This is a genomic window from Pseudonocardia wallangbongensis, from assembly GCF_054486945.1.
The window spans coordinates 107459-127549 of sequence record NZ_JBRERS010000015.1 but is presented as its reverse complement, the minus strand read 5'-3'; the positions used below and the strand labels follow the sequence as shown (position 1 = coordinate 127549).

The 20091-nt window shown below is 72.8% G+C and carries 25 protein-coding genes and 1 pseudogene; 6 read left to right on the top strand and 20 right to left on the bottom strand.

Going from position 1 to position 20091, the window contains the following annotated elements; genetic code table 11:
- Positions 1 to 9 precede the first annotated feature (9 nt).
- The 12 genes and pseudogenes from ACU436_RS36610 to ACU436_RS36555 form a co-directional block, all read right to left on the bottom strand.
- Positions 10 to 813, bottom strand: coding sequence for a DUF1295 domain-containing protein (locus ACU436_RS36610; protein WP_459031677.1), 804 nt, complete (start codon positions 811 to 813; stop codon positions 10 to 12).
- Positions 810 to 2165 (bottom strand): class I SAM-dependent methyltransferase, encoded by a 1356-nt coding sequence (locus ACU436_RS36605; RefSeq protein WP_459031676.1) that lies wholly within the window; start codon positions 2163 to 2165, stop codon positions 810 to 812. Before ACU436_RS36605 ends, ACU436_RS36610 begins: the two co-directional genes overlap by 4 nt.
- 9 nt (positions 2166 to 2174) lie before the next feature.
- Positions 2175 to 3428 carry a class I SAM-dependent methyltransferase gene (locus tag ACU436_RS36600; RefSeq protein WP_459031675.1) on the bottom strand — a complete coding sequence of 418 codons (1254 nt, stop codon included), beginning with the start codon at positions 3426 to 3428 and terminating at the stop codon, positions 2175 to 2177.
- Positions 3425 to 4138, bottom strand: coding sequence for a DUF1365 domain-containing protein (locus ACU436_RS36595; protein ID WP_459031674.1), 714 nt, complete (start codon positions 4136 to 4138; stop codon positions 3425 to 3427). Before ACU436_RS36595 ends, ACU436_RS36600 begins: the two co-directional genes overlap by 4 nt.
- Before the next feature lie 26 nt (positions 4139 to 4164).
- Positions 4165 to 5430: an NAD(P)/FAD-dependent oxidoreductase gene (locus ACU436_RS36590; RefSeq protein WP_459031673.1), complete on the bottom strand. Its 1266-nt coding sequence runs from the start codon at positions 5428 to 5430 to the stop codon at positions 4165 to 4167.
- Positions 5427 to 6113, bottom strand: a complete 687-nt coding sequence (locus ACU436_RS36585; RefSeq protein WP_459031672.1) for an alpha/beta fold hydrolase — start codon at positions 6111 to 6113, stop codon at positions 5427 to 5429. Before ACU436_RS36585 ends, ACU436_RS36590 begins: the two co-directional genes overlap by 4 nt.
- 149 nt (positions 6114 to 6262) lie before the next feature.
- Entirely contained in the window at positions 6263 to 6442 is a 180-nt protein-coding gene (locus tag ACU436_RS36580) for a hypothetical protein (RefSeq protein ID WP_459031740.1), read from the bottom strand.
- 315 nt (positions 6443 to 6757) lie between these two features.
- Positions 6758 to 7009: pseudogene (locus ACU436_RS36575) on the bottom strand (Ldh family oxidoreductase); the annotation flags it as partial.
- A 92-nt stretch (positions 7010 to 7101) separates the two neighbouring features.
- Positions 7102 to 8205: an Ldh family oxidoreductase gene (locus ACU436_RS36570; protein ID WP_459031671.1), complete on the bottom strand. Its 1104-nt coding sequence runs from the start codon at positions 8203 to 8205 to the stop codon at positions 7102 to 7104.
- A 3-nt stretch (positions 8206 to 8208) separates the two neighbouring features.
- Positions 8209 to 8874 (bottom strand): RraA family protein, encoded by a 666-nt coding sequence (locus ACU436_RS36565; protein ID WP_459031670.1) that lies wholly within the window; start codon positions 8872 to 8874, stop codon positions 8209 to 8211.
- Between the two features lie 43 nt (positions 8875 to 8917).
- Positions 8918 to 10207 (bottom strand): MFS transporter, encoded by a 1290-nt coding sequence (locus tag ACU436_RS36560; protein WP_459031669.1) that lies wholly within the window; start codon positions 10205 to 10207, stop codon positions 8918 to 8920.
- Positions 10204 to 11088 carry an amidohydrolase family protein gene (locus ACU436_RS36555; RefSeq protein ID WP_459031668.1) on the bottom strand — a complete coding sequence of 295 codons (885 nt, stop codon included), beginning with the start codon at positions 11086 to 11088 and terminating at the stop codon, positions 10204 to 10206. Before ACU436_RS36555 ends, ACU436_RS36560 begins: the two co-directional genes overlap by 4 nt.
- 154 nt (positions 11089 to 11242) lie before the next feature.
- Here ACU436_RS36555 and ACU436_RS36550 point away from each other — a divergent pair, with 154 nt between their 5' ends.
- Entirely contained in the window at positions 11243 to 11962 is a 720-nt protein-coding gene (locus ACU436_RS36550) for an IclR family transcriptional regulator (protein WP_459031667.1), read from the top strand.
- Positions 11963 to 11978: 16 nt separating this feature from the next.
- Here ACU436_RS36550 and ACU436_RS36545 read toward each other — a convergent pair whose 3' ends face one another.
- The gene (locus ACU436_RS36545) at positions 11979 to 12359 is read right to left on the bottom strand and encodes an enolase C-terminal domain-like protein (RefSeq protein WP_459031666.1); all 381 of its coding nucleotides are present in this window, start codon (positions 12357 to 12359) and stop codon (positions 11979 to 11981) included.
- Positions 12360 to 12380: 21 nt separating this feature from the next.
- Here ACU436_RS36545 and ACU436_RS36540 point away from each other — a divergent pair, with 21 nt between their 5' ends.
- The gene (locus ACU436_RS36540) at positions 12381 to 12506 is read left to right on the top strand and encodes a hypothetical protein (RefSeq protein ID WP_459031665.1); all 126 of its coding nucleotides are present in this window, start codon (positions 12381 to 12383) and stop codon (positions 12504 to 12506) included.
- Positions 12507 to 12515: 9 nt separating this feature from the next.
- Here the strand turns inward: ACU436_RS36540 and ACU436_RS36535 are convergent, their stop codons facing one another.
- A complete protein-coding gene (locus ACU436_RS36535) occupies positions 12516 to 12896 on the bottom strand; it encodes a TIGR03618 family F420-dependent PPOX class oxidoreductase (protein WP_459031664.1) in 381 nt (126 codons plus the stop codon).
- A 97-nt stretch (positions 12897 to 12993) separates the two neighbouring features.
- Between ACU436_RS36535 and ACU436_RS36530 the strand changes: the two genes are divergently transcribed.
- On the top strand, positions 12994 to 13446 hold the full coding sequence (locus tag ACU436_RS36530; protein ID WP_459031663.1) for a winged helix-turn-helix transcriptional regulator: 453 nt from the start codon (positions 12994 to 12996) through the stop codon (positions 13444 to 13446).
- Here ACU436_RS36530 and ACU436_RS36525 read toward each other — a convergent pair.
- On the bottom strand, positions 13443 to 13601 hold the full coding sequence (locus tag ACU436_RS36525; RefSeq protein ID WP_459031662.1) for a hypothetical protein: 159 nt from the start codon (positions 13599 to 13601) through the stop codon (positions 13443 to 13445). The two genes, ACU436_RS36530 and ACU436_RS36525, sit on opposite strands and share 4 nt — an antisense overlap.
- 400 nt (positions 13602 to 14001) lie before the next feature.
- Between ACU436_RS36525 and ACU436_RS36520 the strand changes: the two genes are divergently transcribed.
- The 3 genes from ACU436_RS36520 to ACU436_RS36510 all read left to right on the top strand — a co-directional run bounded on the left by ACU436_RS36520 (position 14002) and on the right by ACU436_RS36510 (position 16875).
- Complete coding sequence (locus ACU436_RS36520; RefSeq protein ID WP_459031661.1) at positions 14002 to 14520, top strand: DUF222 domain-containing protein; 519 nt, start codon at positions 14002 to 14004, stop codon at positions 14518 to 14520.
- Positions 14477 to 14896 carry an HNH endonuclease signature motif containing protein gene (locus ACU436_RS36515; RefSeq protein ID WP_459031660.1) on the top strand — a complete coding sequence of 140 codons (420 nt, stop codon included), beginning with the start codon at positions 14477 to 14479 and terminating at the stop codon, positions 14894 to 14896. The genes ACU436_RS36520 and ACU436_RS36515 overlap by 44 nt, the downstream gene beginning before the upstream one ends.
- A gap of 614 nt (positions 14897 to 15510) precedes the next feature.
- The gene (locus ACU436_RS36510; protein WP_459031659.1) at positions 15511 to 16875 is read left to right on the top strand and encodes a LytTR family transcriptional regulator DNA-binding domain-containing protein; all 1365 of its coding nucleotides are present in this window, start codon (positions 15511 to 15513) and stop codon (positions 16873 to 16875) included.
- A 9-nt stretch (positions 16876 to 16884) separates the two neighbouring features.
- Here ACU436_RS36510 and ACU436_RS36505 read toward each other — a convergent pair whose 3' ends face one another.
- The 5 genes from ACU436_RS36505 to pqqC are packed head-to-tail and all read right to left on the bottom strand — an operon-like array spanning position 16885 to position 20024.
- Positions 16885 to 17646: a ribonucleotide-diphosphate reductase subunit beta gene (locus tag ACU436_RS36505; RefSeq protein ID WP_459031658.1), complete on the bottom strand. Its 762-nt coding sequence runs from the start codon at positions 17644 to 17646 to the stop codon at positions 16885 to 16887.
- A 3-nt stretch (positions 17647 to 17649) separates the two neighbouring features.
- Entirely contained in the window at positions 17650 to 17877 is a 228-nt protein-coding gene (locus ACU436_RS36500; RefSeq protein WP_459031657.1) for a rubredoxin, read from the bottom strand.
- Positions 17878 to 17903: 26 nt separating this feature from the next.
- Positions 17904 to 18986 (bottom strand): pyrroloquinoline quinone biosynthesis protein PqqE, encoded by a 1083-nt coding sequence (gene pqqE / locus ACU436_RS36495; RefSeq protein WP_459031656.1) that lies wholly within the window; start codon positions 18984 to 18986, stop codon positions 17904 to 17906.
- A complete protein-coding gene (pqqD, locus tag ACU436_RS36490; RefSeq protein ID WP_459031655.1) occupies positions 18986 to 19291 on the bottom strand; it encodes a pyrroloquinoline quinone biosynthesis peptide chaperone PqqD in 306 nt (101 codons plus the stop codon). The genes pqqE and pqqD overlap by 1 nt, the downstream gene beginning before the upstream one ends.
- Entirely contained in the window at positions 19281 to 20024 is a 744-nt protein-coding gene (gene pqqC / locus ACU436_RS36485) for a pyrroloquinoline-quinone synthase PqqC (protein ID WP_459031654.1), read from the bottom strand. The genes pqqD and pqqC overlap by 11 nt, the downstream gene beginning before the upstream one ends.
- Positions 20025 to 20091 lie beyond the last annotated feature (67 nt).

Here is a 20091-nt window from a genome sequence, read left to right as displayed (position 1 = left end):
CGATTCGGCTCAATCGTCCGGGGCACGGTGTTTCGGGGGGAGTGGCAGGAATCCACTGGTGCGGCGCACGTAGTCGGCGTAGCCGGGACGGCGCTCAGCGATCGTGGACTCCAGCAGCTTCGCGCCGGTGCCCCGGACGAGCAGCCAGGTCATGACCGCGGCGCCGACCACCCCGGCCAGGCCGGCGGGGTGGTGCAGCGCGAGCAGCGCCAGGCCCCACCAGACGGCGGCGTCACCGAAGTAGTTCGGGTGGCGGGTGTAGCGCCAGAGGCCGCGGTCCATGACCCGCCCGCGGTTGTCCGGGTCGGCGCGGAACGCGGCCAGCTGCGTGTCACCGACCGTCTCGAAGACGAAGCCGACGAGCCACACCGCGACCCCGAGACCCGCCAGGACGGTCGGCAGCGGGCCCGCGGCAGAGCCGTACTGGCCCAACTGCACCGGCAGCGACACGACCCACATCACGACGGCCTGCGGCAGGTAGACCTTCCGGACCACGTGCACGACCGGGCTGCCGGGGGCGCGGGCGAGGATGTCGCGGTAGCGCGGGTCCTCGTCGCGGCCGGCGTTGCGCCGCCCGATGTGCCAGGCGAGCCGCAGGCCCCACACGCAGGTCAGCACGGTGATCAGCCAGCGCCGCCAGGCGTCCCCGTCGGACAGCAGAAGCGTGACCACCGCGATCACCGCGAACCCGGCACCCCAGAGCACGTCGATGCCGTCGTGACGACCGCGCCGCAGGGCCACCAGCAGCGCCCCCGCGAACAGCGTCACGACGACGGCCGCCGTCACGGCGAGGTTCGTCAGCACACCGGTCATCCTCGTGGTGCGGGCACGACGGCGGGCGCCGCCGCGCCGTCGCCCGCAGCGGTCCGGGCGGCCGCCGGGTCCTCGCCCAGGACGTCGCGCCGCACCGGCGGCAGGCCGGAGCGCCCGTCGGCGTCCGGCCGCACCAGCAGCACCTGGTGCACGCCCATCCTGTTCTCCTCGAACGCGAGCGCGGCGCCGGCGAGGTAGAGCCGCCAGACGCGGTACTGCTCCTCGCCGACCAGCGCCACGGCCTCGTCCCGCTCGTCCTCGAGCGTGGCGAGCCACGGCCGGACGGTCCGCACGTAGTGCTCGCGCAGCGCGTGCACGTCGACGACCTCCAGGCCGGTCGCCTCCAGCAGGTCGAGCGTGGAGCCGAGCGGGCGCATGTGCATGTCCGGCGCGACGTATCGCTCCATGAACGCCCCGCCGCCCGGCGCGGAGTTCGGGCCGGCCGCCCCACGCGACATCTGCTGCAGCAGCAGCCTGCCCCGCGGTACCAGCAGCCGGTGCAGCTGCCGGGCGTAGACGGGGTAGTTCGCCTCGCCGACGTGCTCGCCCATCTCGATCGAGGCGACCGCGTCGAAGGGTTCGTCCTCGATCTCCCGGTAGTCCTGCAGCCGGATCTCGACCTGGTCCTGCAGCCCGAGATCCCGGACGCGGGCGAGCCCGAACGCGCGCTGGTGCGCCGAGAGCGTCACACCGACGGCGGTGACGCCGTAGTGCTGCGCGGCGTGGACCAGCAGCGACGCCCACCCGCACCCGACGTCCAGCAGGCGCATCCCCGGGCGCAGCGCGAGCTTGCGGCAGATCAGGTCGAGCTTGTCGCGCTGGGCGTCGGCCAGGCCGTAGGACGCCGACGCCGGCCGCGTCCAGTAGCCGCACGAGTAGGCCATCCGCGGGTCGAGCAGGAGCGCGTAGAACTCGTTGGACAGGTCGTAGTGGTGCGCGATCGCGGCGCGGTCGCGGCGCCGCGTGTGCAGCACGCCGCCGAGCCGTGCCTCGGAGGCCGGGGGTCGCGGCCGCGGGCCGAGCACACCGAGCCGGGCCGCGAGCCGGGCCGCCGCGCCCACGTGGCCGAGCCGCGGGCGGGTGGGCCCGTGGTCGCGGGCGAGCCGCCAGAACCGGGACAGGCCCTCGGCGAGGTCGCCCTCGAGGTCCAGCTCGCCGGCCACGAACGCGCGGGCGAGCCCCAGCTCCCCGGGGTTCCACAGCAGCCGCCGCAACGCGCGGCGGTGCCGCAGCACGGCGACCGGGCCGTCGGGGGCACCGGCCTCCGAGCCGTCCCAGGCGCGGATCCGGACGGGCAGTGGCGCGTCGAGGACCCGCTCGACGAGGGCGGTGAGCTGCGGGGCGACGGGCACGTGCGACTCCTAGCGGTGCTGGAACGAGAACTGGAAGGCGTCGAGGTAGCCGACGCGGAACCCGGCCTCGCAGTAGGCGAGGTAGAACTCCCACATCCGGCGGAAGGTCCCGTCGAACCCGAGCGCGGCCACGTCCTCCCAGCGGTCGAGGAAGGTGCCTCGCCAGTGGGCGAGCGTGCGGGCGTAGTCCGGGCCGAGGCTGCGCCGCTCCACGATCCGCAGCCCCGTGTGGTCGCGCAGGTTCTCCTCGATGGCCTCGACCGACGGGATCACCCCGCCCGGGAAGACGTACTTGGAGATCCAGGTGTGGTCGTCGCGGGAGACGAGCATGCGGTCGTGCGGCATCGTGATCGCCTGCAGCCCGACGCGCCCGCCCGGGCGCAGCAGCCGGTCCAGCGTCGCGAAGAAGGTGGGCCAGTAGCGCACCCCGACGGCCTCGATCATCTCGACGCTGACCACCGCGTCGTAGCTGCCCTGCGCCTCGCGGTAGTCGCGCAGCAGCACCTGCACGCGGTCGGCGACGCCCGCGGCGGCGATCCGCTCCTCGGCGAGCCGCGCCTGCTCGGCCGAGATCGTGAGCGTCGTGACGCGGGCGCCGCGCTGCGCGGCGCGCACGGCGAGCGCTCCCCAGCCGGTGCCGATCTCCAGGACGTGCTGCCCCGCCCGGACGCCCGCCATGTCGAGCACCCCGTCGATCTTGCGGAGCTGCGCGGCGGCGAGGTCGTCGGCGCCGTCGGCGAACCACGCCGCGGAGTAGGACATCGACTCGTCCAGGAACAGCGCGAACAGCTCGTTCGACAGGTCGTAGTGGCGGTGGATGTTCTCCCGTGACCCGTCGAGCGTGTTCGCCTCGGCCTCCGGCCTGCGGGGCTCGACGACCCGGCGGAAGGCCTTCTGCAGTGCGGGCGGGATCAGCGTCGACAGTTGCGCCGCGAACGGCGTGAGCAGGTCGGCCGGGCGGGTCGACGTCCAGTCTCCGACCATGTACGCCTCCCCGAACCCGATCTTCGAGCCGGTCCCGAGGCGGGCGAAGAAGGCCTGCGGCCGAACGATCCGCATGACGGGGGAGTCCGGGCCGCCGGTGCCGATGCGTTCCCCTCCGGGGAACACCACCCGCACCGGCAGCGACCGCACCGCCCGGCGGAACAATGCCTCGGCGATGCGGGCCTTCAGCGGCGCCTGCGGCGGCGTCCCCAACCCGGGCCAGACGCCGTCGGCGGGCCGGGGGACGTGGCGGGCGGACGTACTCGTCGAGGCGGTCACTGGACGCCCTCCTGCGGGGTGTGCACGGGACGGGGCACGACGGGGAGCCTGCGCAGCCACAGCGCGATGCCGTGGCGGCGGATCAGCGCCGTCGTGCGGTGGGTGACGAGCGGGTGGCGCAGCAGCATCCGCAGCAGCGCGGCCGGGGTGGCCGGGCGGCGGGTGCCGGTCACGGTGGCGGTGAACGCCGGGGCGTCGTGCTGGTGCAGCGTCACGGCCAGCGCCACCCGCCGGCCCGGCTCCGGCAGCCGCATCGCGTAGTCGCCCTCCACGGTGAGGAAGGGCGAGACGTAGAAGTCCTTCGCGGTGCGCGCGCGACCCGCGGCGTCCGGGCGCAGCAGGTAGCAGTGCCGCCCGCCGTAGGTGTTGTGCACCTCGGCCACCACGCAGGTCAGGGCGTCGTGCTCGTCGTGGCACCAGTAGACGGTGATCGGGTTGAAGACGTGCCCGAGCACGCGGGCGTGGGCGAGCATCAGCACCCGCCCGCCCCGCAGGTCGACACCCTGGCGCGCGAGCCAGGCGTCCAGGTTCTCCCGGATCGGGCGGCGCGGGTCGCCGAGGTGGTCGCGGGACTCGAAGCGGGCGAACGGCCGCAGCCAGCGCGGCGGCCGCGGCAGCGCGTCGAGGTCGACCAGCCACAGGTACGACCGGTGCGCGAACGACCGGTGCTGCCGCTGCCGGCGCACGTGCCGGATCTCCACGTCGTACATCGCTGCGGTGTACGGGGCGGGCCGCCTCACCAGTCCGCCCCCAGCGACCGGGCCGCGCGGACCCCGGCCGCGCAGCCGTCCTCGTGGAAGCCCCAGCCGTGGTAGGCGCCGGCGAACGCGAGCACGCCGTCGTCCAGCTCGGGGAGCCTGCGCTGCGCGGCGACCGACGCCGGCGTGTACACGGGGTGCTCGTAGACCATCCGCGCGATCACCCGGGACGGGTCGACCCGGCCCTCCCCGCCGAGCGTCACCACGTAGTCGTCGGGCTCGACGAGGCGCTGCAGCCGGTTCATGTCGTAGCTGACCAGCACCGGGGCGTCGGTCGACGAGCACGCCGGCTTGAGGTAGTTCCACGACGCCCGCGCGCCCGGCCTGCGCGGCAGGACGGCCGGGTCCGAGTGCAGCCAGGTCGTGTTGCGCGAGTAGCGGAAGGCACCCAGGACCTCGCCCTGCGCCGCCGTCGGCTCGGCGAGCAGCGCGAGCGCCTGGTCCGGGTGGGTGGCCACGACGGCGCGGTCGTACCGGTGGGCCGTGCCCGCCCCGTCGCGGACCTCGACGCCCGAGGCCGTCCGGCGCACCGCCCGGACCGGCGTGCCCGCGTGCACGGCCGTCAGGTTCTTCACGACGCGCTCGACGTAGCGCTGCGACCCGCCGACGACCGTGCGCCACCGCGGCGACCCGCCGACCGTGAGCAGGCCGTGGTGCTGCAGGAACGTGAACAGGTACCGGGCCGGGTAGGCCGGTGACACGGTCTCGCCCGCCGACCACACCGCGCTGACGACCGGCAGCATGAAGTGGTCGACGAAGTAGCGGGAGTAGCCGCCGATCGCGAGGAACGCCCCCAACGGCACGTCCCCGGCGCGCTCGTCGGCCACCAGCCGGCGGGCGTGCCGGTGGAAGCGCAACACCTCGGCGAGCATTCGCAGGTAGGCGGGCCGGGCCAGGTTCGACGCCTGCGGGAACAACCCGCCCGGCCCGCGCGCCCCGGCGTACTCGAGCCCGCAGCCGTCGCACCGCACGCTCATCGACATGTCCGAGTCCTGCGTCGCGACGCCGAGCTCGGCGAACAGCCGCAGCAGCGTCGGGTACGTGCGCTCGTTGTGCACGATGAACCCGCTGTCGACGTGCGCCGTGCCGCCGTCGGAGCTCACCACCTCGTGCGTGTGCGCGTGCCCGCCGAGCCGCTCGTCCGCCTCGAACAGCGTGACGTCGTAGCGGCGCTGCAGCACGTGCGCCGCGGTCAGGCCCGCGACGCCCGCGCCGATTACCGCGGCGGTGGGACGGCTCGTCATCGCTCTGCTCCGTTCCGGGGGAGGGCCACGCGCAGGCCCTCGGGGCTCGGTCGTCGCAGGGCATTCGCGATCAGGGGGTCCAGCGGTTCGACCCCGAGCTCACCGAGGACGAACCGGCGCACCAGCGCGTGCCAGTCCCCGGCGCGGGTGATCATGAAGTGGCCGGCGCCGGCCACGTCGAAGCGGGCGACGCGGTCCGTCACGCCCTTCGCCCGCACCGCGTAGGCGAAGGACTCGCGCGGGTCGGTGTAGCGCTCCCGGTCGCCGTGCGCGATCAGGACCGTGCGGCCGGTGAGCTGGTCCACCGGGTCGGACGCGTCGAGCCACGGCGCGAGCGCGCACACCGCCGCCACGTTCGGGGCACCGGCCGCCGCGAGCGCCGCCCGCCCGCCCATAGAGTGCCCGACCAGCACCACCGGGGCACCGGGGTGCCGGGCGGCGAGCTCACGCAGGGCCCAGCCGGCGTCCTGCACCGGGTCGCGGCGCGGGGCGTTCCAGCCGCGGTAGCGGTAGCGCAGCAGGAACGTCGCGGGCCCCGCAGCCGCGATGCCGCGCGCGAACGGCAGCATCCGCAGCCGCGTCGACCGGCTGCGGCCGCCGCTCGCGACGCTGTGCGCGCGCCCGCCGTGCAGCACCAGGACCACACCCGCCGGCGAGCCGTGCCGGCGCGGAATCGGGCGCACCTCGTCCAGGCGAGGCAGGGACGACGATGCGGGCAAACGACACCTCTCCACCGGGAGATCGATCGCCCGGTGTTCGAGCCGCACCACGGACCCGGATCGGCCGTGAGATGCAGGTCACACGCCTGGTGAGGGGCGGGACCGCCCTCGGTCTACCCCTCGACCTCGTCGCACACGAGATCGCGCAGCGCTTCCCACCGGCGCCCCTGCCCGGGGCCGCACCAGCGCACGAGGACCGCACCGTCCGGGGCCTCGCCGTCCGCGTCACCCGGTGCCACCACCACACCGCGGGGCCGGTCCGGCTCGCCCGGGGCGTGCCATGCCGTCGTCACCCGCGTTCCGGGAGTGGTTATGTCGGGCACAACATGACCATACTTGCGGCGGCCGGATCGAACATCTTCTGGTGAGCGCGAGGGCGAGGACCCGCAGGGACTCGAGGTCCTCGGACTCGATCTCGACGCCCTCGCGCATCTGGCGCTCGAGCAGCCCGATCTCGTGCTGGCCGGGGAGGCGGACGGGGTTGTCCGGATCGGCCGCCGGGGTGGCGAGGACGCGCCGGCGGAAGTCCTCGACGTCCTCGCGGAGCTCCGACCGATCGGGAGCAGGAAGCCCGCGAGGGCGGCGGCCGGGTCGGTGGTGGCCGCTCCGTGCTCGTCGGTCGCCCAGGTGTCCGGGATGGGCCGGCCCTCCCGCGCGGCGGCGCGGATCTTCGCTCGGGCAGCCATGCTCAGTGCGATGTCGAGGAGGATGGGGTCGGCGCCCGGGCAGGGCATCCCCCAGCCCACCGGGTTGTTGCCCAGCATGGCCAGGGCCCCGCCCGTCGGGGCGATGGTCGTCGTGGCGTTGCTCGCGATCATGGACGCGAACCCGGCCCTGGCCGCCGCGTGGAGGTAGGGCATGACCGGGCCGAAGTGGTTGCTGTGCCGGGCGACGCACTGCACGAGGTGATGACGGACGCGGTGGCGGTCAGCCGTGGAGCCTGAAAGTGCTGCTACGGCTCGAGCAGCATCGGGACGCCGCAGCGCTCGCACACCCCGCGCAGCTTCTCGATCAGTGCCGGCGGGACGGGGATCCCGGTGCGGCCGCGTTCGGCCCGGCTCGTCGCCTCCGGGTCGCCGGCGACGAGCACCGGGAGGTCGGGGTCGGCGGGCGGCGTCTCGTGCAGGACGTCGACCATCGCGTCGAGGTCGCGCTCGAACTCGGCACCGTCGCGGAAGAGCCCGGGGTCGAACGCCATGAAGAAGTGGCCGATGTCCGCCCGCCCGTCGGCGGCGTCGCGGAGTGGTCCGAAGGACGACCCGGTGAGCGTCCCGGCGAGGATCTGGACGATCACGCCGAGCCCGTAGCCCTTGTGGCCGCCCCGTTCCGGGTCGCCGCCCAGCGCGGTCAGGCCGCCCAGCGCGTCGTCGATCTGGCGCAGCGCGGCGGTGGCGTCGGTGAGCGAGCGCCCGTCGCCGTCGAGGACCCAGCCCGGGGGCAGGGGCCGCTCGTTGAGGTCGTAGACGCTGACCTTGTTCACGGCGACAGTGGTCGTCGACATGTCGAGCAGGAACGGTGGTCGTCCGGGCCCGGTCGGTGCGGCGAAGGCGAGGGGATTGGTACCCAGGCGGGGGAGCGTCCCCCGGGTCGGCACCATGACGATCTTGCGGGTCGTGGTGCCGACCAGGCCGATCATCCCCTGCTCGGCGGCCATCGTGGCGTAGTGGCCCGCGGCGCCGAAGTGGTGGGAGTTGCGCACGGCGACGAGCCCCACCCCCACCTCCCGGGCCTTGTCCACCGCGCGCTGCATGCCCGCCGCCGCGGCGGGGTGGCCGAGGCCGCCCCGCCCGTCGATCACCGCGGAGACCGGTGTCTCCCGGACCACCTCCGGTCTGGCCGCAGGTTGCAGGTGCCCGCTGCGCAGCAGCGACTCGTAGGACGTCAGCATCTGGATGCCGTGCGAGTCGATCCCGGCGAGATCGGTGTCGACCATGGCGGTGACGGTCGTCCCGGCCAGGTCGTCGGGCATGCCCCATGCGGAGAGGATCCGGAGGATCTGCTCCCGGAGCAGCGTGGCCGGGAACCTCGCGGCCTCGGGCGACGTGGGTGGGGTCATGCCTCAGAGGATGCCGAACCGGTCGAAGACCTCGCGGACCGTGTCGCCGCCGGCGAGCGCGCCGCGCACGTCGGTCTCGCGGGCGGTCTTCTCCTCCGCCCGCTCCAGGAGCTCGATGATCGTGGAGGACGGGACGACGACGACACCGTCGTAGTCGGCCAGGATGTGGTCGCCCTCGTGCACGACGACGTCCCCGCACGTCACCGTGGTCCCGACCGAGGCGACGTCGATCCGGCCCAGCGAGTCGGCGGCGTGGATCCCGGCGAAGAAGCCCGGGAAACCGAGCTCCAGCATCTGCCGGACGTCGCGGGTGTAGGCGTCGCCGACGATGCCGACCGCTCCGCGGTACCGGGCGGCCGTCGACAGCAGCTCACCCCAGAACGAGCCCTGGCAGGTCGAGGCGACCATGACGTCCCCCGGCTTCAGGGTGTCGATGGCCTCGATCTCGCCCCGGTAGTGCTCGGCCCGGTCCTCCGGGACCCGGTCCACCTGGACGACCTCCGCGGTGTGCGCGCGCCCGGCGAACCGGTGGGACGGGTCGAGCGGCCGCAGGCGCGGGTGCATCACCTGGTCGCGCAGGCCGAGCCGGTCCAGGCAGTCCGCCACGACGGCGACGGACAGTCGCTCCAGTCGGGCGGTGGTCTCGTCGGTGCGGGTGGTGGTGTCCATGTGGCCTCCTCGTTGCGGTGGGACGTCGGTGGTCCGGATCGGCTCACTGGCGGGCGGCGGCGCGCACGGCGAGGGCGAGCCCCCCGCCGAGCAGGGCCAGCGCGGTCAGGAACAGCAGCGGCAGGGTGTAGTCGCCGCCGGTGAGATCGGTGAGGAACCCGAACACGTACGGCCCGACGAACCCGCCGATGTTGCCGAAGGAGTTGATCAATGCGATGCCCGCGACGGCGACCGTGCCGCTGAGCAGGGCGGTCGGCCGCGGCCAGAAGGTGCCGAGCGCCGACATGAGCCCGCCGACCGCGATCGACGCGAACAGCAGGGCCAGCACCGGCACGGACAGGGTGAGCCCGGTCCCGAGGAGCCCGAGCCCGCCGATGACCATCGGCACGGCGAAGTGCAGGCGCCGCTCGCCCGTCCGGTCCGAGTGGCGGCCGACCAGGAGCATGGCCACCAGGCCGACCGCGTAGGGAACCGCCGAGACCAGGCCGACCTGCACCTCGGTCAGCTCGAACCCGGCCACGATCCGCGGCAGGAAGAACGAGACGCCGTACGAGTTGCAGGCGAAGCAGAAGTACATGATCGTGAAGAGCCACACGCAGCGGTTGCGGAGTGCGGCCCCGATCGTGTCGTGCCGGGACGGGGCGGCCTCGCCCTCCTCCCGCTGCAGCTCCGCGGCCAGCCACCGGCGTTCGGCGTCGGTCAGCCAGCGCGCCCGGTCCGGAGAGTCGAGCAGGAACCAGGCCGCGAGCAGGCCGAGGACCACCGCCGGCACGGCCTCGACGAGGAAGATCAGCTGCCAGCCGCGCAGCCCCAGGAAGCCGTCCGCGGTGAGCAGCAGGCCCGACACCGGGCCTCCCACGATGGAGGAGATCGGGATGCAGGCCATGAACAGCGCCATCGCCCGGGCCCGGTACTTCCGCGGGAACCAGTAGGTGAGGTAGAGGACGACCCCGGGGAACAACCCGGCCTCCGCGACGCCGAGCAGGAACCGCAGCACGAAGAAGCTCGCCTCGTCCCAGACGAAGGCGGTCGCCGCCGATACGACGCCCCACGAGATGGCGATCCGCGCCAGCCAGCGGCGCGCGCCGAACCGGCGCAGGGCGAGGTTGCTCGGCACCTCCAGCAGGAAGTAGCCGAAGAAGAGGATGCCGGCACCGAACCCGTACGCGGTGGCGCTCAGCCCGAGGTCCTCGTTCATCTGGAGCGAGGCGTAGGCGATGTTGGTGCGGTCGACGATGCAGATCAGGCCGAGCAGCACCGGCAGCGGCATGACGCGAACGAGGATCCGGCGCATCACCTCGTCGTCGCGGACCCGCGCCTCCGGGGTGCTCATGACGCCGGACGCGGGTCGTCGAGCCCGAGCGCCGTCAGCGCGTCGGCGTGGATGGTGTTCTCCACGACGGATTCGGGGATCCGCGGCATCCCGGTCCCGGCGACGACGTCGTTCACCCGGCGCAGGTTGGCGATGGTCTCCGCGCCCGTGGCGATGGGGAAGTCCGAGCCGAACAGCAGCTTGTGGGTGGCACCCCACTCGACGGCGAAGAGGAGGGCCTCGTAGCAGACCCATGGCCGCAGGACGGCCCCGGACACGTCGGTGTAGACGTGCGGGTGCTTCCGGACGGTCGCGACGGTCTCGCGGACCCACGGGTGCCCCACGTGGGCCATGACGATGCGGAGGTCCGGGCACGCGATCGCGATCTCGTCGGTGACCAGCGGGTGCGCGTACCGCAGCGGCGCCTGGGCGATCGGCGAGGTGCCCTGGTGGAACAGGATCGGCAGGCCCTCGCGCTCGCAGTAGCGGTAGAAGTCCATCGCCTGCTCGCAGAGCGGGTCGAAGCGCTGGTAGTTCGCGCCGAGCTTCACGCCCTTCAGCCCGAGTGCGCGAGCCCGTTCGACCTCGTCCCAGACGCCGGGCCGGGTCGGGTTCACCGACATGAACCCGATCCGCCGGTCGGCCCGCGCGGCCACGTACTCGGCGGTGGCGGTGTTGGTGTCCTCGGGCCGGTACCGCAGCCCGGTGTCGCCGACCGGGTCGTCGACGGCGATGTTGAACACGATCGCGACGTCGGCGGGCTCCACCCCCGCGTCGAAGGCCTCCCAGCCGTGCTCGGTGTGCACGGGCCCGTCCGGACGCCATGCGGGGTGCGGGGAGGTCTCGTCCGTCGGGCCCCCGTCGTGCTGGACGGGGGTGTGGGTGTGGACGTCGACGATCATGAAGGCCTCCGCAGAGCGTTTCATTCAGTGGCACGCGGCGTTTCAAAACTGTGCGGTATGCTAGGAATGCCCGCGACGAGGAGTCAAGGGGCACGGCGGAGAGAGGGAAACGGTGGGCGAGCCCTCGCAGTACTCCGTACGTGCGGTTCACCGGGTGGTCGATGTGCTCGACGAGCTGGCCCGATCCTCGTCGGGCAGCAGCCTCGCCGCCGTGAGCACGGCGGTGGGAATGCCCAAGAGCACGACGTTCCGCTACCTCACCACGCTGTGCGAGCGCGGTTACGCCACCTACGACCAGGTCGCCCAGACCTACCGCCCCGGTACCGCGATCCTCGGCCTGCGGCGCGACGTCGACGCCCGGCTGATCGAGGCCGCGCGTCCGGTCCTGGAGGCGCTGCGGGACGAGATCGGGGAGACGACGAACCTCGGCGTGCTCGACGGCACGGCGGTGGTGCACCTCGCCGTCTGCGAGTCGACGCAGCGCATGCGGCTCGCCGCGCGCGTCGGCGAGCGCGCCCACCTGCACACCACCGCGCTCGGCAAGGTCGTGCTGGCCCAGCTCGACGACGATCGGGTGGCCGCCGTCTCCGTCGCCTCGGGCCTACCGGCACTCACCTCGTCCAGCGGCACCACGCCCTCCGCCGTGTCCGCGGAGGTCGAACGCACCCGGACCCGCGGCTACGCCGTCGACGACTCGGAGAACCAGGAGGAGGGGCGCTGCGTCGCGGTGCCCGTGGTCTGGCCGGAACGGCGGGCCGGCATCAGCGTCAGCGCTCCCGCGGCGCGGCTCCCGATCTCCCGGGTCCCGGAGATCGCACGCCGCCTGACCGAGGTCGCCGCCACGATCGCCGCGCAGGCCACGGCCGCCCGCTGACCCGCCGCCGGCCTGCTCACTGGTCGACGACGGACCCGTCGACGTGCAGGCGGGCGACGATCGGCCCCCATTCGCGCCGCGGGGCCGCCTCGGTGGCATCCGGCAGGAGCTCCACGCCGATCCCGGGTGCCGTCGGGATGTCGAGGAAGCCCCGGCCGTCGTAGGAGTAGGCCATCGAGAACGCGTCCTTCTTCGGGGCCCGGTCCTCGCCCAGCGGCAGCTCCTGGATGGCGAAGTTGGGCACGCCTGCAGCGATCTGCAGGCAGGCCGCGGTGGAGACCGGGCTGAGCGGGTTGTGCGGGATGACGCCGACGTGCCGCGCCTCGGCCAGTGCCGCGACCTTCTTGGCCGCGGTGATCCCGCCGACCATGCAGACGTCGGGCCGCACGTACTGCACGACGCTGCGGGACAGGAGCTGGTGCTGGTCAACCGGGACGTCCCCGGCCTGCCGGGGGTCGTCGCCGCGGGCAGCGGCTACGCCTTCCAGCCGGCCTCGGACATCCTGCGCCGCGGGCAGTACCGGCTCCGCCGCCCCAAGCCCTGAGGCACCGCGCTACATGCCCACGGTCTGTCGTTCGGGCTCGATGAGCGCGATGACCCGCTCCTCGGCGCGGGGGTAGGGGCCGCCGATGTACGCCGTCGCGATCCGGTCGACGATCTCCCACGCGGCGTCACCCTCGACCCACTCGACGACCCGACCCCGGATGCTGATCGGTTCGAGCGGGTTGTCGATCGGCGTCATCGAGAGCGCCACCCTCGGGTCGCGCTGCATGTTGCGGGTCTTGCGGTAGCCCGGGCCGGTGATGATCGCGATGCGCTCGCCCTCGGCGGCGACCCAGACGGGAACGGAGTGCGGTGCGCCGTCGGGGAGGATCGTGGCGAGGTGGGCGATCACGGTGGTGTCGAGCACGCGGCGGACGTCGGCGTTGATCATGGCTGGCGCTCCCTGAGATTTGAAGTTCCTTCAAGAGACTTGAAGACCGTAGCAGCTAGAGTTCCTTGAAGGAACCCCAAATGCTAGGGTGGTGCTCATGCAGCGCACGAACTTCGGCGAGATGGCGTGCTCCATCGCGCGCACGCTCGACGTCATCGGCGAGCCGTGGTCGCCGCTCGTCCTGCGGGACGTCTGGGTCGGGCTCAGCCGGTTCGACCAGATCCAGGCCGACCTCGGGATCTCCCGCAAGGTCCTCACCGAGCGGCTCGCCCATCTCGTCGACGAGGGTGTGCTGGAGCGTCGCCCCTACGACAACCGGCCGCGCCACGAGTACGTGCTGACGGAGAAGGGCACCGAGCTCATCGACCTGCTCATGGTCATGGCCGGCTGGGGCGACCGCTGGAAGGCCGGAACGGCCGGGCCACCCGTGCTCTACCGCCACCACGCCTGCGGCCGGATCGGCCGGGTCGACCTGCGCTGCAACCACTGCGGCGAACCGATGCACGCCGCCGACGTCGATGTGCTGGCGGGTCCCGGCTCGGCAGGCTAGCGGTCCACGGTCCTGCGGGAGGGCGCCGCCGAGACGATCCCGGCGACGACGGCCACCGCGAGCCCGACCACCTGCGTCAGCGTTCCGGCGAACGGCAGGACGTAGGCCGGGTCGGTCAGCCGGCCTGCCGACTCCGGGAACGCGAGCGCCGCCACGAGGAACCCCGCGGCGAACAGCTCGGACAGCGGGCGCGCCGCCCGGACCGCGTTCCGCGGAACGCGGTGCCGGTATTCGATCTTTCTCGCGTTGGGCGAGCCCGGTCGCCTCGGGACTCGATGCTCCCGACCCCCGCCAGGGTTTCGCGCGCTGCCGCACCGTTCGCGGCGATACCGTGGGCGCCTTGGCGGCCGTCCCCGACTGTCCGGCACGCCCGTTTCCGACTTCGTCCTCGACCGGGTGCCTACGCAACTATCCGGTGGTCCCGAATCGACACCCGCCATCACCACAAGATCGTTGCCATCCGACCCGCGTTCCGCGGAACGCAGGCCGTCAAGAATTGTCGGACCCGGATGCCATCCTGGACTCGAACCGCAATCCGAACCCAGGAGGCTCCCCATGACCGCAGCCACGATCATTCCACTCCCCGCTCCGATGGACGAGATGAGCACCGATGATCTGGAATCGGAGTTGTTGGGGTTGGCCGGGCACATCGCCGCCGCGGAATGCCGCTTCCTCCAGCTGTTGGCCGAGTTCGACCAGCGCGGCGGTTGGGTCGGCGACGGGATCCGCTCGTGTGCGCACTGGCTGTCCTGGCGGGCCGGGATGAACCTGCGCACCGCCACCGAACGCCTCAGGGTCGCTCACGCGTTACAACACCTACCCCGCATCACCGAGGCCTTCGCCGCCGGGCGGATCTCCTACTCCAAAGTCCGGGCCATCACCCGGGTTGCCGGGTCCGACACCGCCACCTCGACCCGGATGGCCGCCGACATCGCGGCCGGCGAGTCCGACCTGCGCCACACCGCGGTGGCCGACCCGCAGACCGCGGAACGGGCGCTGTTGAACGTGGCCCTGTGTGGCACCGCCAGCCATGTCGAGTCGGTGGTGCGGGCCGCTCACCATTCGGGATGGTGAGACGTGCCAGTTCCCCGGCTGCACCCACACCCGGTTCCTGCACGCCCACCACCGGCGGCACTGGCTGTTCGGCGGACCCACCGACATCGACAACCTGGTTCTGGTGTGCTCTTTCCACCACGGCGTGATCCACGACCACGGCTATCGCATCCACCGCCTTTCCGGCAGGTGGGAGTTCCTGCGCCCGGACGGCACGCCGATCCCGACCGTCACAGCCCCGTTGACCGGGAACGTCGAGAGTTTGATCGAGATACACACCCGGGCCCGGCTGCGGATCGACCGCAACACGCTCACCCCGAACTGGGACGGAGACCGACTCGACCTGGAACCGATCCTGGACGTCCTGCTGCCCAGGCGGATCAGGACAGCGGCCTGAACGCGCAGAGTCGCGTTCGCTCCCCCCGCTCGGCTCGGTCACCGTGCCGGTCCTGCTGGTCGTGGGGTTGGTCCGGTTCGATGCCGCAGGCGTCGACCGGACCATCATGGGCGTCTGGGTGGGGTCCTCGCGGACCTGCCCGGCCACGCGACATCGCCTCGATCGCCGACTGGCTGCGCCCGCGGCGCTCGTCGAGTGCGGTGACGTGCACCGCCTACAGCCCCGCCGCCCCGTACGGCCCGGTACGAACCGGGCGTTGTTCGTCGGCAACGGCGACTTCCCCGGCCGCCTTCCCGCCGAATGGCGGGCCGGCCTCCGCGGCACACACCGCCACCGCACTGGTCGGTCGTGCCGTCCGACGCCAACGTGCGCGACGCCTTCGCGGGGCTGATCACCCGGTGAGATCAGCCGGCCGCGGGAACGCGGACGAACCTGACCATCGGCTGAGTTTACAGACCTCCGTGGGGCCAGGTACACAAGATGAAAGTGCGCCACGCGGTGTCCGGTCGCGGTCGGCTCGGCGGCCCGGGTCGGGTGGGTGTTGTGCGGCGCCGTGGATGGACCAGAGGCGGTTCTTCGGTATGAGCGATGGGCACCGACACAACGTTGCGCCGGTGAGTACCGGGAAAGGCTCCGTGTTCGCGGCGTGGGAGCAGTTCGTGCAGGGCGACGACCAGGTCCGTGGCGTCCGGCCCGAGGTGCTGCTCTCCTGGCACCGCTGCCGCGAGCAGTACCGGGTCGATCCACACCTGACCGAAGCTCCGCAGGCGGCGGCGCGCAGCGACCACACGCTCGAACAGGACGTGGTGTTCACGGAGCTGGGCGGCCTCGCGGCGGGCGTGGCCCGGGAGGTCGAGGGCCGCAACGGCATCGTGACGGTCGCCGACGCCACCGGCCGGATCCTGGCCACCTGGGGCGACCAGGCCACTGTGGCCAGAGCGGCCGACGCCAACCTCGCCACCTGGTCCTGCTGGTCGGAGGCCACGGCCGGCACGAACGGCATGGGTACCGCGCTGGCGTCGCACGGCCCGGTTCTGATCAGGGGCGCGGAGCACTGGTGCCAGGCGTTCCACGGCTGGGCGTGCGCGGGCGTCGCCGTGCGTGACGTCGTGACCCGCGAGCCGATCGCGGTGCTCAACGTCTCCTGCTGGCGCACCCCGCTCCCGGAGGTCACCGGCAGGTGGCTGTCCCATGCGGTCGCCCAGACGCAGGGCGCGCTGAAGGGGCGGGCCCGGGACAGCGCCGCCGAGCTGATCGCCGCGTTCGCCCAGGTGAAGGGGCGTGGCATCACCGCTGTGGCCGCCGTGGACACCGCGGGGAAGGTGGTGATCGCCGACGAGCGGGCCGGCCTGCTCATGGGGGTGCCCGCCGAGGCTCCCGCGGTCGAGCCCGCCATCAGGTGGCACACGTGCCTGCCGGACCTGATCCGGGTCGCCGAGTACGCGAGTGCGCGGGCCGCCAAGGACCCCGACTGGGTCGGCTCGACGCAGATCTACACCCACCTCGCCGACGAGCCGTCCCCGGTGACCATCCGGCCCGTGTTCTTCGCGGGGCAACTGGCCGGGCACCTGATCCTGCTCGGTGGCTCCGACGACGGTCATCCGCTCCCCGCAGCGGCGCCCACCATCCCGTCCAACGTGCCCATGCGCCGCGTCGTGGCGGCGAAAGGGGACCGGATGGTGCTGCTGCGGCTGCCGGAGGTCTGCTTCGCCGAGTCGGACGGCAACGACGTGTGGCTGTTCACCGACCAGGGGCGGCTGCGCGCCGCGTCCGCCGGCCTGGACAAGCTCGCAGGCGAGCTGACCGACGCCGGGTTCCTGCGGGTGCACCGTCGTTACGTGGTCAACCTCAGCCGCATCCGGGAGATCGAGCGCGGGTTCAAGGGCGAGCTGTTCCTGGTCATGGACAGCCGGGCCAACGACGTGGTGCCGGTGTCCCGGAGGAACACGCCGGCCGTCCGGGACGCACTGGGACTCTGAGTGGTCCCGTCACCAGAACTTGATGCCGGCGGCCTTGAGCCGGCGCCGGTGCTGCCGCACGGCGGACTCGATCGCATCGGGTGTGATGAGGTCGCCCCACACCTTCGCGGCCGTCTCGCCCTGCCTGAGCAGCGCGTCCGCCTCGTCCGCGCCGATGTCGGCGTTCTGGACGATGCGTGATCCGAAGCCGATGTGCCAGCGCTCGTCGCGCAGGACCATCTCGACCCCCTTGCGCAACCCCGGCAGGGCGACGGACAGGCCCTCGAGCGTGTCGAGCATCGCGTGCTGTCCCGCGAGGAGGACCACGCCCTCGATCACCATGTGGTAGAGCCCGACCGCGGCGGTCAGGCCCCCGTGGTCCTGGGCGAGCCGCTGGGCGGTGGCCGGCAGGCGTTCCTCGAACAGGTCGACGAGCTCGGTGCCGACGTGTGCGCGCAGGGCGTCCCGTCGTTCCGCGGGGTCGGCCCCCGGGACGCCGGCGATCTCGGCCGCGACCAGGTCGAAGAACCGGGCGTGGCGCGCCTCGTCCCTGGCCTGGGCGCGGAAGACCGCCTCCATCGAGTCGTCGGGCGCGGCCGCCTGGTAGTGGCCGAGCTCCGAGGACACGGCGGTCTCGGCGATGACGAAGCCGGCGATCAGCCCGAGGACCCGGGCGTTCTCGGTCTCCGTGAGTCGCGGCCAGGCCTCGCGGTCGGCCGAGTAGTCGAGGGTCGTCTCGTCCCACTGCAGCGACTCGGCGAGCGTCACGAAATGGCTGTATCCCCTGATCACGACTCAGCGTCCCCACTCCTCCGGGAACTCTCCCGGTTCCAGCTCGCGGAAGTCCGCCTTCGTCGCACCGCAGATGGGGCACATCCAGTCGTCCGGGATGTCCTCGAAGGGCGTCCCCGGGGCGATGCCGCCGTCCGGGTCACCTTCCTCGGGGTCGTAGATGAACCCGCAGGGCTCGCAGAACCATCGCGTGGTCTCCGGCTTGTCCAGTACCTGTCCGCTGACGCTCATGCCGAGCGCTCCCTCCTCTCGTCTGCTCATCCGCGGTGGGGGCGGGAGATCAGCAGCTCCTCCACCGGGCGGGATCCCGCGTTGGCCTTCGCGACCGCGGCGGTCACCAGCCCGTGGTCGGCGGAGAGGTGGCAGACGGGGTCGGTCCGGGTGGCGTCGCCGGTCAGCTGGAACGCCTGGCAGCGGCACCCGCCGAAGTCCAGGTCGCGACGCTCGCAGGTGCGGCACGGGTCCTGCATCCAGCCGGTCCCGCGGAACGCGTTGAACATCGGTGAGTCGTCCCAGATCGTCTCCAGGGAGGCCTCGCGGACGCTGGCGGCCGGCAGCGGGAGCGTGTGCGCGGCGAGGCAGGGCATGGCGTCACCGTTCGGCGTCACGGTGATCTGTCGCGATGCCCAGCCGCCCATGCACGGCTTCGGGAACTCGCTGTAGTAGTCCGGGAGGACGTGCAGGATCTCCATCCGGCCGCCCAGTCGCGCCCGGGCGTCCCGCACGACCTCCTCGGCGCGGGCGAGCTGCTCGCGGCTGGGCAGCAGCGCGGCCCGGTTCCGCCATGCCCACCCGTAGTACTGGGTGTTGGCCAGCTCGACGCGGTCGGCGTCCAGCTCCTCGACCAGCGCCACGATCTCGGCGATCCGGTCGATGTTCTGCCGGTGCAGCACGACGTTGACGGTCAGCGGCCAGCCGAGGTCCTTCACGACGGCGGCGGCCTTCAGCTTGCGCTCGAACGACGGGATGCCCGCGATCCGGTCCGACGTCGCCGGCTCGTCGGCCTGCACGCTGACCTGCACGTGCTCGAGGCCCGCCGCCTTGAGCGCCTCGGCCCGCGGCCGGGAGAGCCCGATCGCGCTGGTGACCAGGTTCGTGTACATGCCCAGTTCGGCGGCCGTGCGCACCAGGTCCACCAGGTCGCGGCGCAGCAGCGGCTCGCCGCCGGAGAGGTGGCACTGCAGCACGCCCATGTCGGCGGCCTCGGTGAACACGCGCTGCCAGTCCGCCGTGGACAGCTCGTCGTCGTAGGCGGCGAGCTCGAGCGGGTTGGAGCAGTAGGCGCACGCGAGCGGACAGCGGTAGGTGAGCTCGGCCAGGAGCCCGAAGGGCCGGTCCATCACCTCGCCTCCTCCAGGGTGACGTGGCGGCGGGCCGCCATGCGTGCGAGGAAGTGCCGCACCTCGTCGTCCACCGGGCGCTCGTAGCGGGTACCCAGCTCGTCCACGATCTCGGCGACGGTCCGGGAACCGTCGCACATGCCGACGACGTCCGCACCGCTTCCGTTGAGGACGATCACCGACTCCGGTCCGAGCAGGACGTGCTTGCCGCGCGAGCGGTCGAAGCGCAGCCGCAGGTGCGGCCCGAGCCGCGGCCGGGCCGTGTCGGGAAGGGTGAGCGGGGTGGGCCCGGCTTCAGTCGGCATAGGCGTGACCGATCGCGTCCATCATGGCCCAGAGCACGTCGCACTTGAACGACAGAGCATCCACGGCGCGGTCCTGCTGGGCGGGGGTCAGGCAGTGCGCGGTGACGACCTCAAGGGCGTGCTCGGAGTCGCGTGGCGCCTGCTGGAGCCGGGCCCGGAAGTAGGCCAAGCCGTCCGGGTCGATCCAGGTGTAGCAGCGCTCGAACGCGGCCAGGCGCTCGGCCATCAGGTCCGGCGCGAACAGCTCGGTCAGCGACGACGCGACCGCGTCCACCCACGGCTTCGTGCGGGCGAACGTCACGTAGGCGTCGACGGCGAACCGCACGCCCGGCACGAGGTGTCGGTGGTCGAGGACCTCCTCGCGGGTCAGCCCGCACGCCTCGCCGAGGCGCAGCCATGCCTCGATGCCGCCCTCGCCCTCGACGAGCCCGTCGTGGTCGACGATCCGGCGCATCCAGCGCCTGCGGACCTCCACGTCGGGGCAGTTGGACAGGATCGCACCGTCCTTGCGGGGGATGTTCTCCTGGTAGTAGAAGCGGTTCGCCACCCAGCCGCGGATCTGGGCGGGGGAGAGCGTGCCCTCGTTCATCCGCAGGTGGAAGGGGTGGGCGCTGTGGTAGCTCGTCGAGTGCGCGCGCAGGCGCTCCAGGAACGCCGCGGTCCCCGGGTCCGTCGTCCCGGTCCGTCCGGTCGCAGCCGCCGCCCCGTTGCGGGACGGTGTCGTCGTCGTCATCGCGCCTAGACCTCCACCTCAGCCAAGAACGGACGGGAGGGGCGCCGGACCTCGTCCGGTGCCCCTC

Excerpts from the sequence above, each read along its gene's own strand:
- ACU436_RS36610 (WP_459031677.1), bottom strand. The coding sequence starts at position 813 with ATGACCGGTGTGCTGACGAACCTCGCCGTGACGGCGGCCGTCGTCGTG.
- ACU436_RS36595 (WP_459031674.1), bottom strand. The coding sequence starts at position 4,138 with ATGTACGACGTGGAGATCCGGCACGTGCGCCGGCAGCGGCAGCACCGG.
- ACU436_RS36590 (WP_459031673.1), bottom strand. The coding sequence starts at position 5,430 with ATGACGAGCCGTCCCACCGCCGCGGTAATCGGCGCGGGCGTCGCGGGC.
- ACU436_RS36570 (WP_459031671.1), bottom strand. The coding sequence starts at position 8,205 with ATGACCCCACCCACGTCGCCCGAGGCCGCGAGGTTCCCGGCCACGCTG.
- ACU436_RS36565 (WP_459031670.1), bottom strand. The coding sequence starts at position 8,874 with ATGGACACCACCACCCGCACCGACGAGACCACCGCCCGACTGGAGCGA.
- ACU436_RS36560 (WP_459031669.1), bottom strand. The coding sequence starts at position 10,207 with ATGAGCACCCCGGAGGCGCGGGTCCGCGACGACGAGGTGATGCGCCGG.
- ACU436_RS36555 (WP_459031668.1), bottom strand. The coding sequence starts at position 11,088 with ATGATCGTCGACGTCCACACCCACACCCCCGTCCAGCACGACGGGGGC.
- ACU436_RS36535 (WP_459031664.1), bottom strand. The coding sequence starts at position 12,896 with ATGATCAACGCCGACGTCCGCCGCGTGCTCGACACCACCGTGATCGCC.
- ACU436_RS36530 (WP_459031663.1), top strand. The coding sequence starts at position 12,994 with ATGCAGCGCACGAACTTCGGCGAGATGGCGTGCTCCATCGCGCGCACG.
- ACU436_RS36520 (WP_459031661.1), top strand. The coding sequence starts at position 14,002 with ATGACCGCAGCCACGATCATTCCACTCCCCGCTCCGATGGACGAGATG.
- ACU436_RS36515 (WP_459031660.1), top strand. The coding sequence starts at position 14,477 with ATGTCGAGTCGGTGGTGCGGGCCGCTCACCATTCGGGATGGTGAGACG.
- ACU436_RS36500 (WP_459031657.1), bottom strand. The coding sequence starts at position 17,877 with ATGAGCGTCAGCGGACAGGTACTGGACAAGCCGGAGACCACGCGATGG.
- pqqE (WP_459031656.1), bottom strand. The coding sequence starts at position 18,986 with ATGGACCGGCCCTTCGGGCTCCTGGCCGAGCTCACCTACCGCTGTCCG.
- pqqD (WP_459031655.1), bottom strand. The coding sequence starts at position 19,291 with ATGCCGACTGAAGCCGGGCCCACCCCGCTCACCCTTCCCGACACGGCC.
- pqqC (WP_459031654.1), bottom strand. The coding sequence starts at position 20,024 with ATGACGACGACGACACCGTCCCGCAACGGGGCGGCGGCTGCGACCGGA.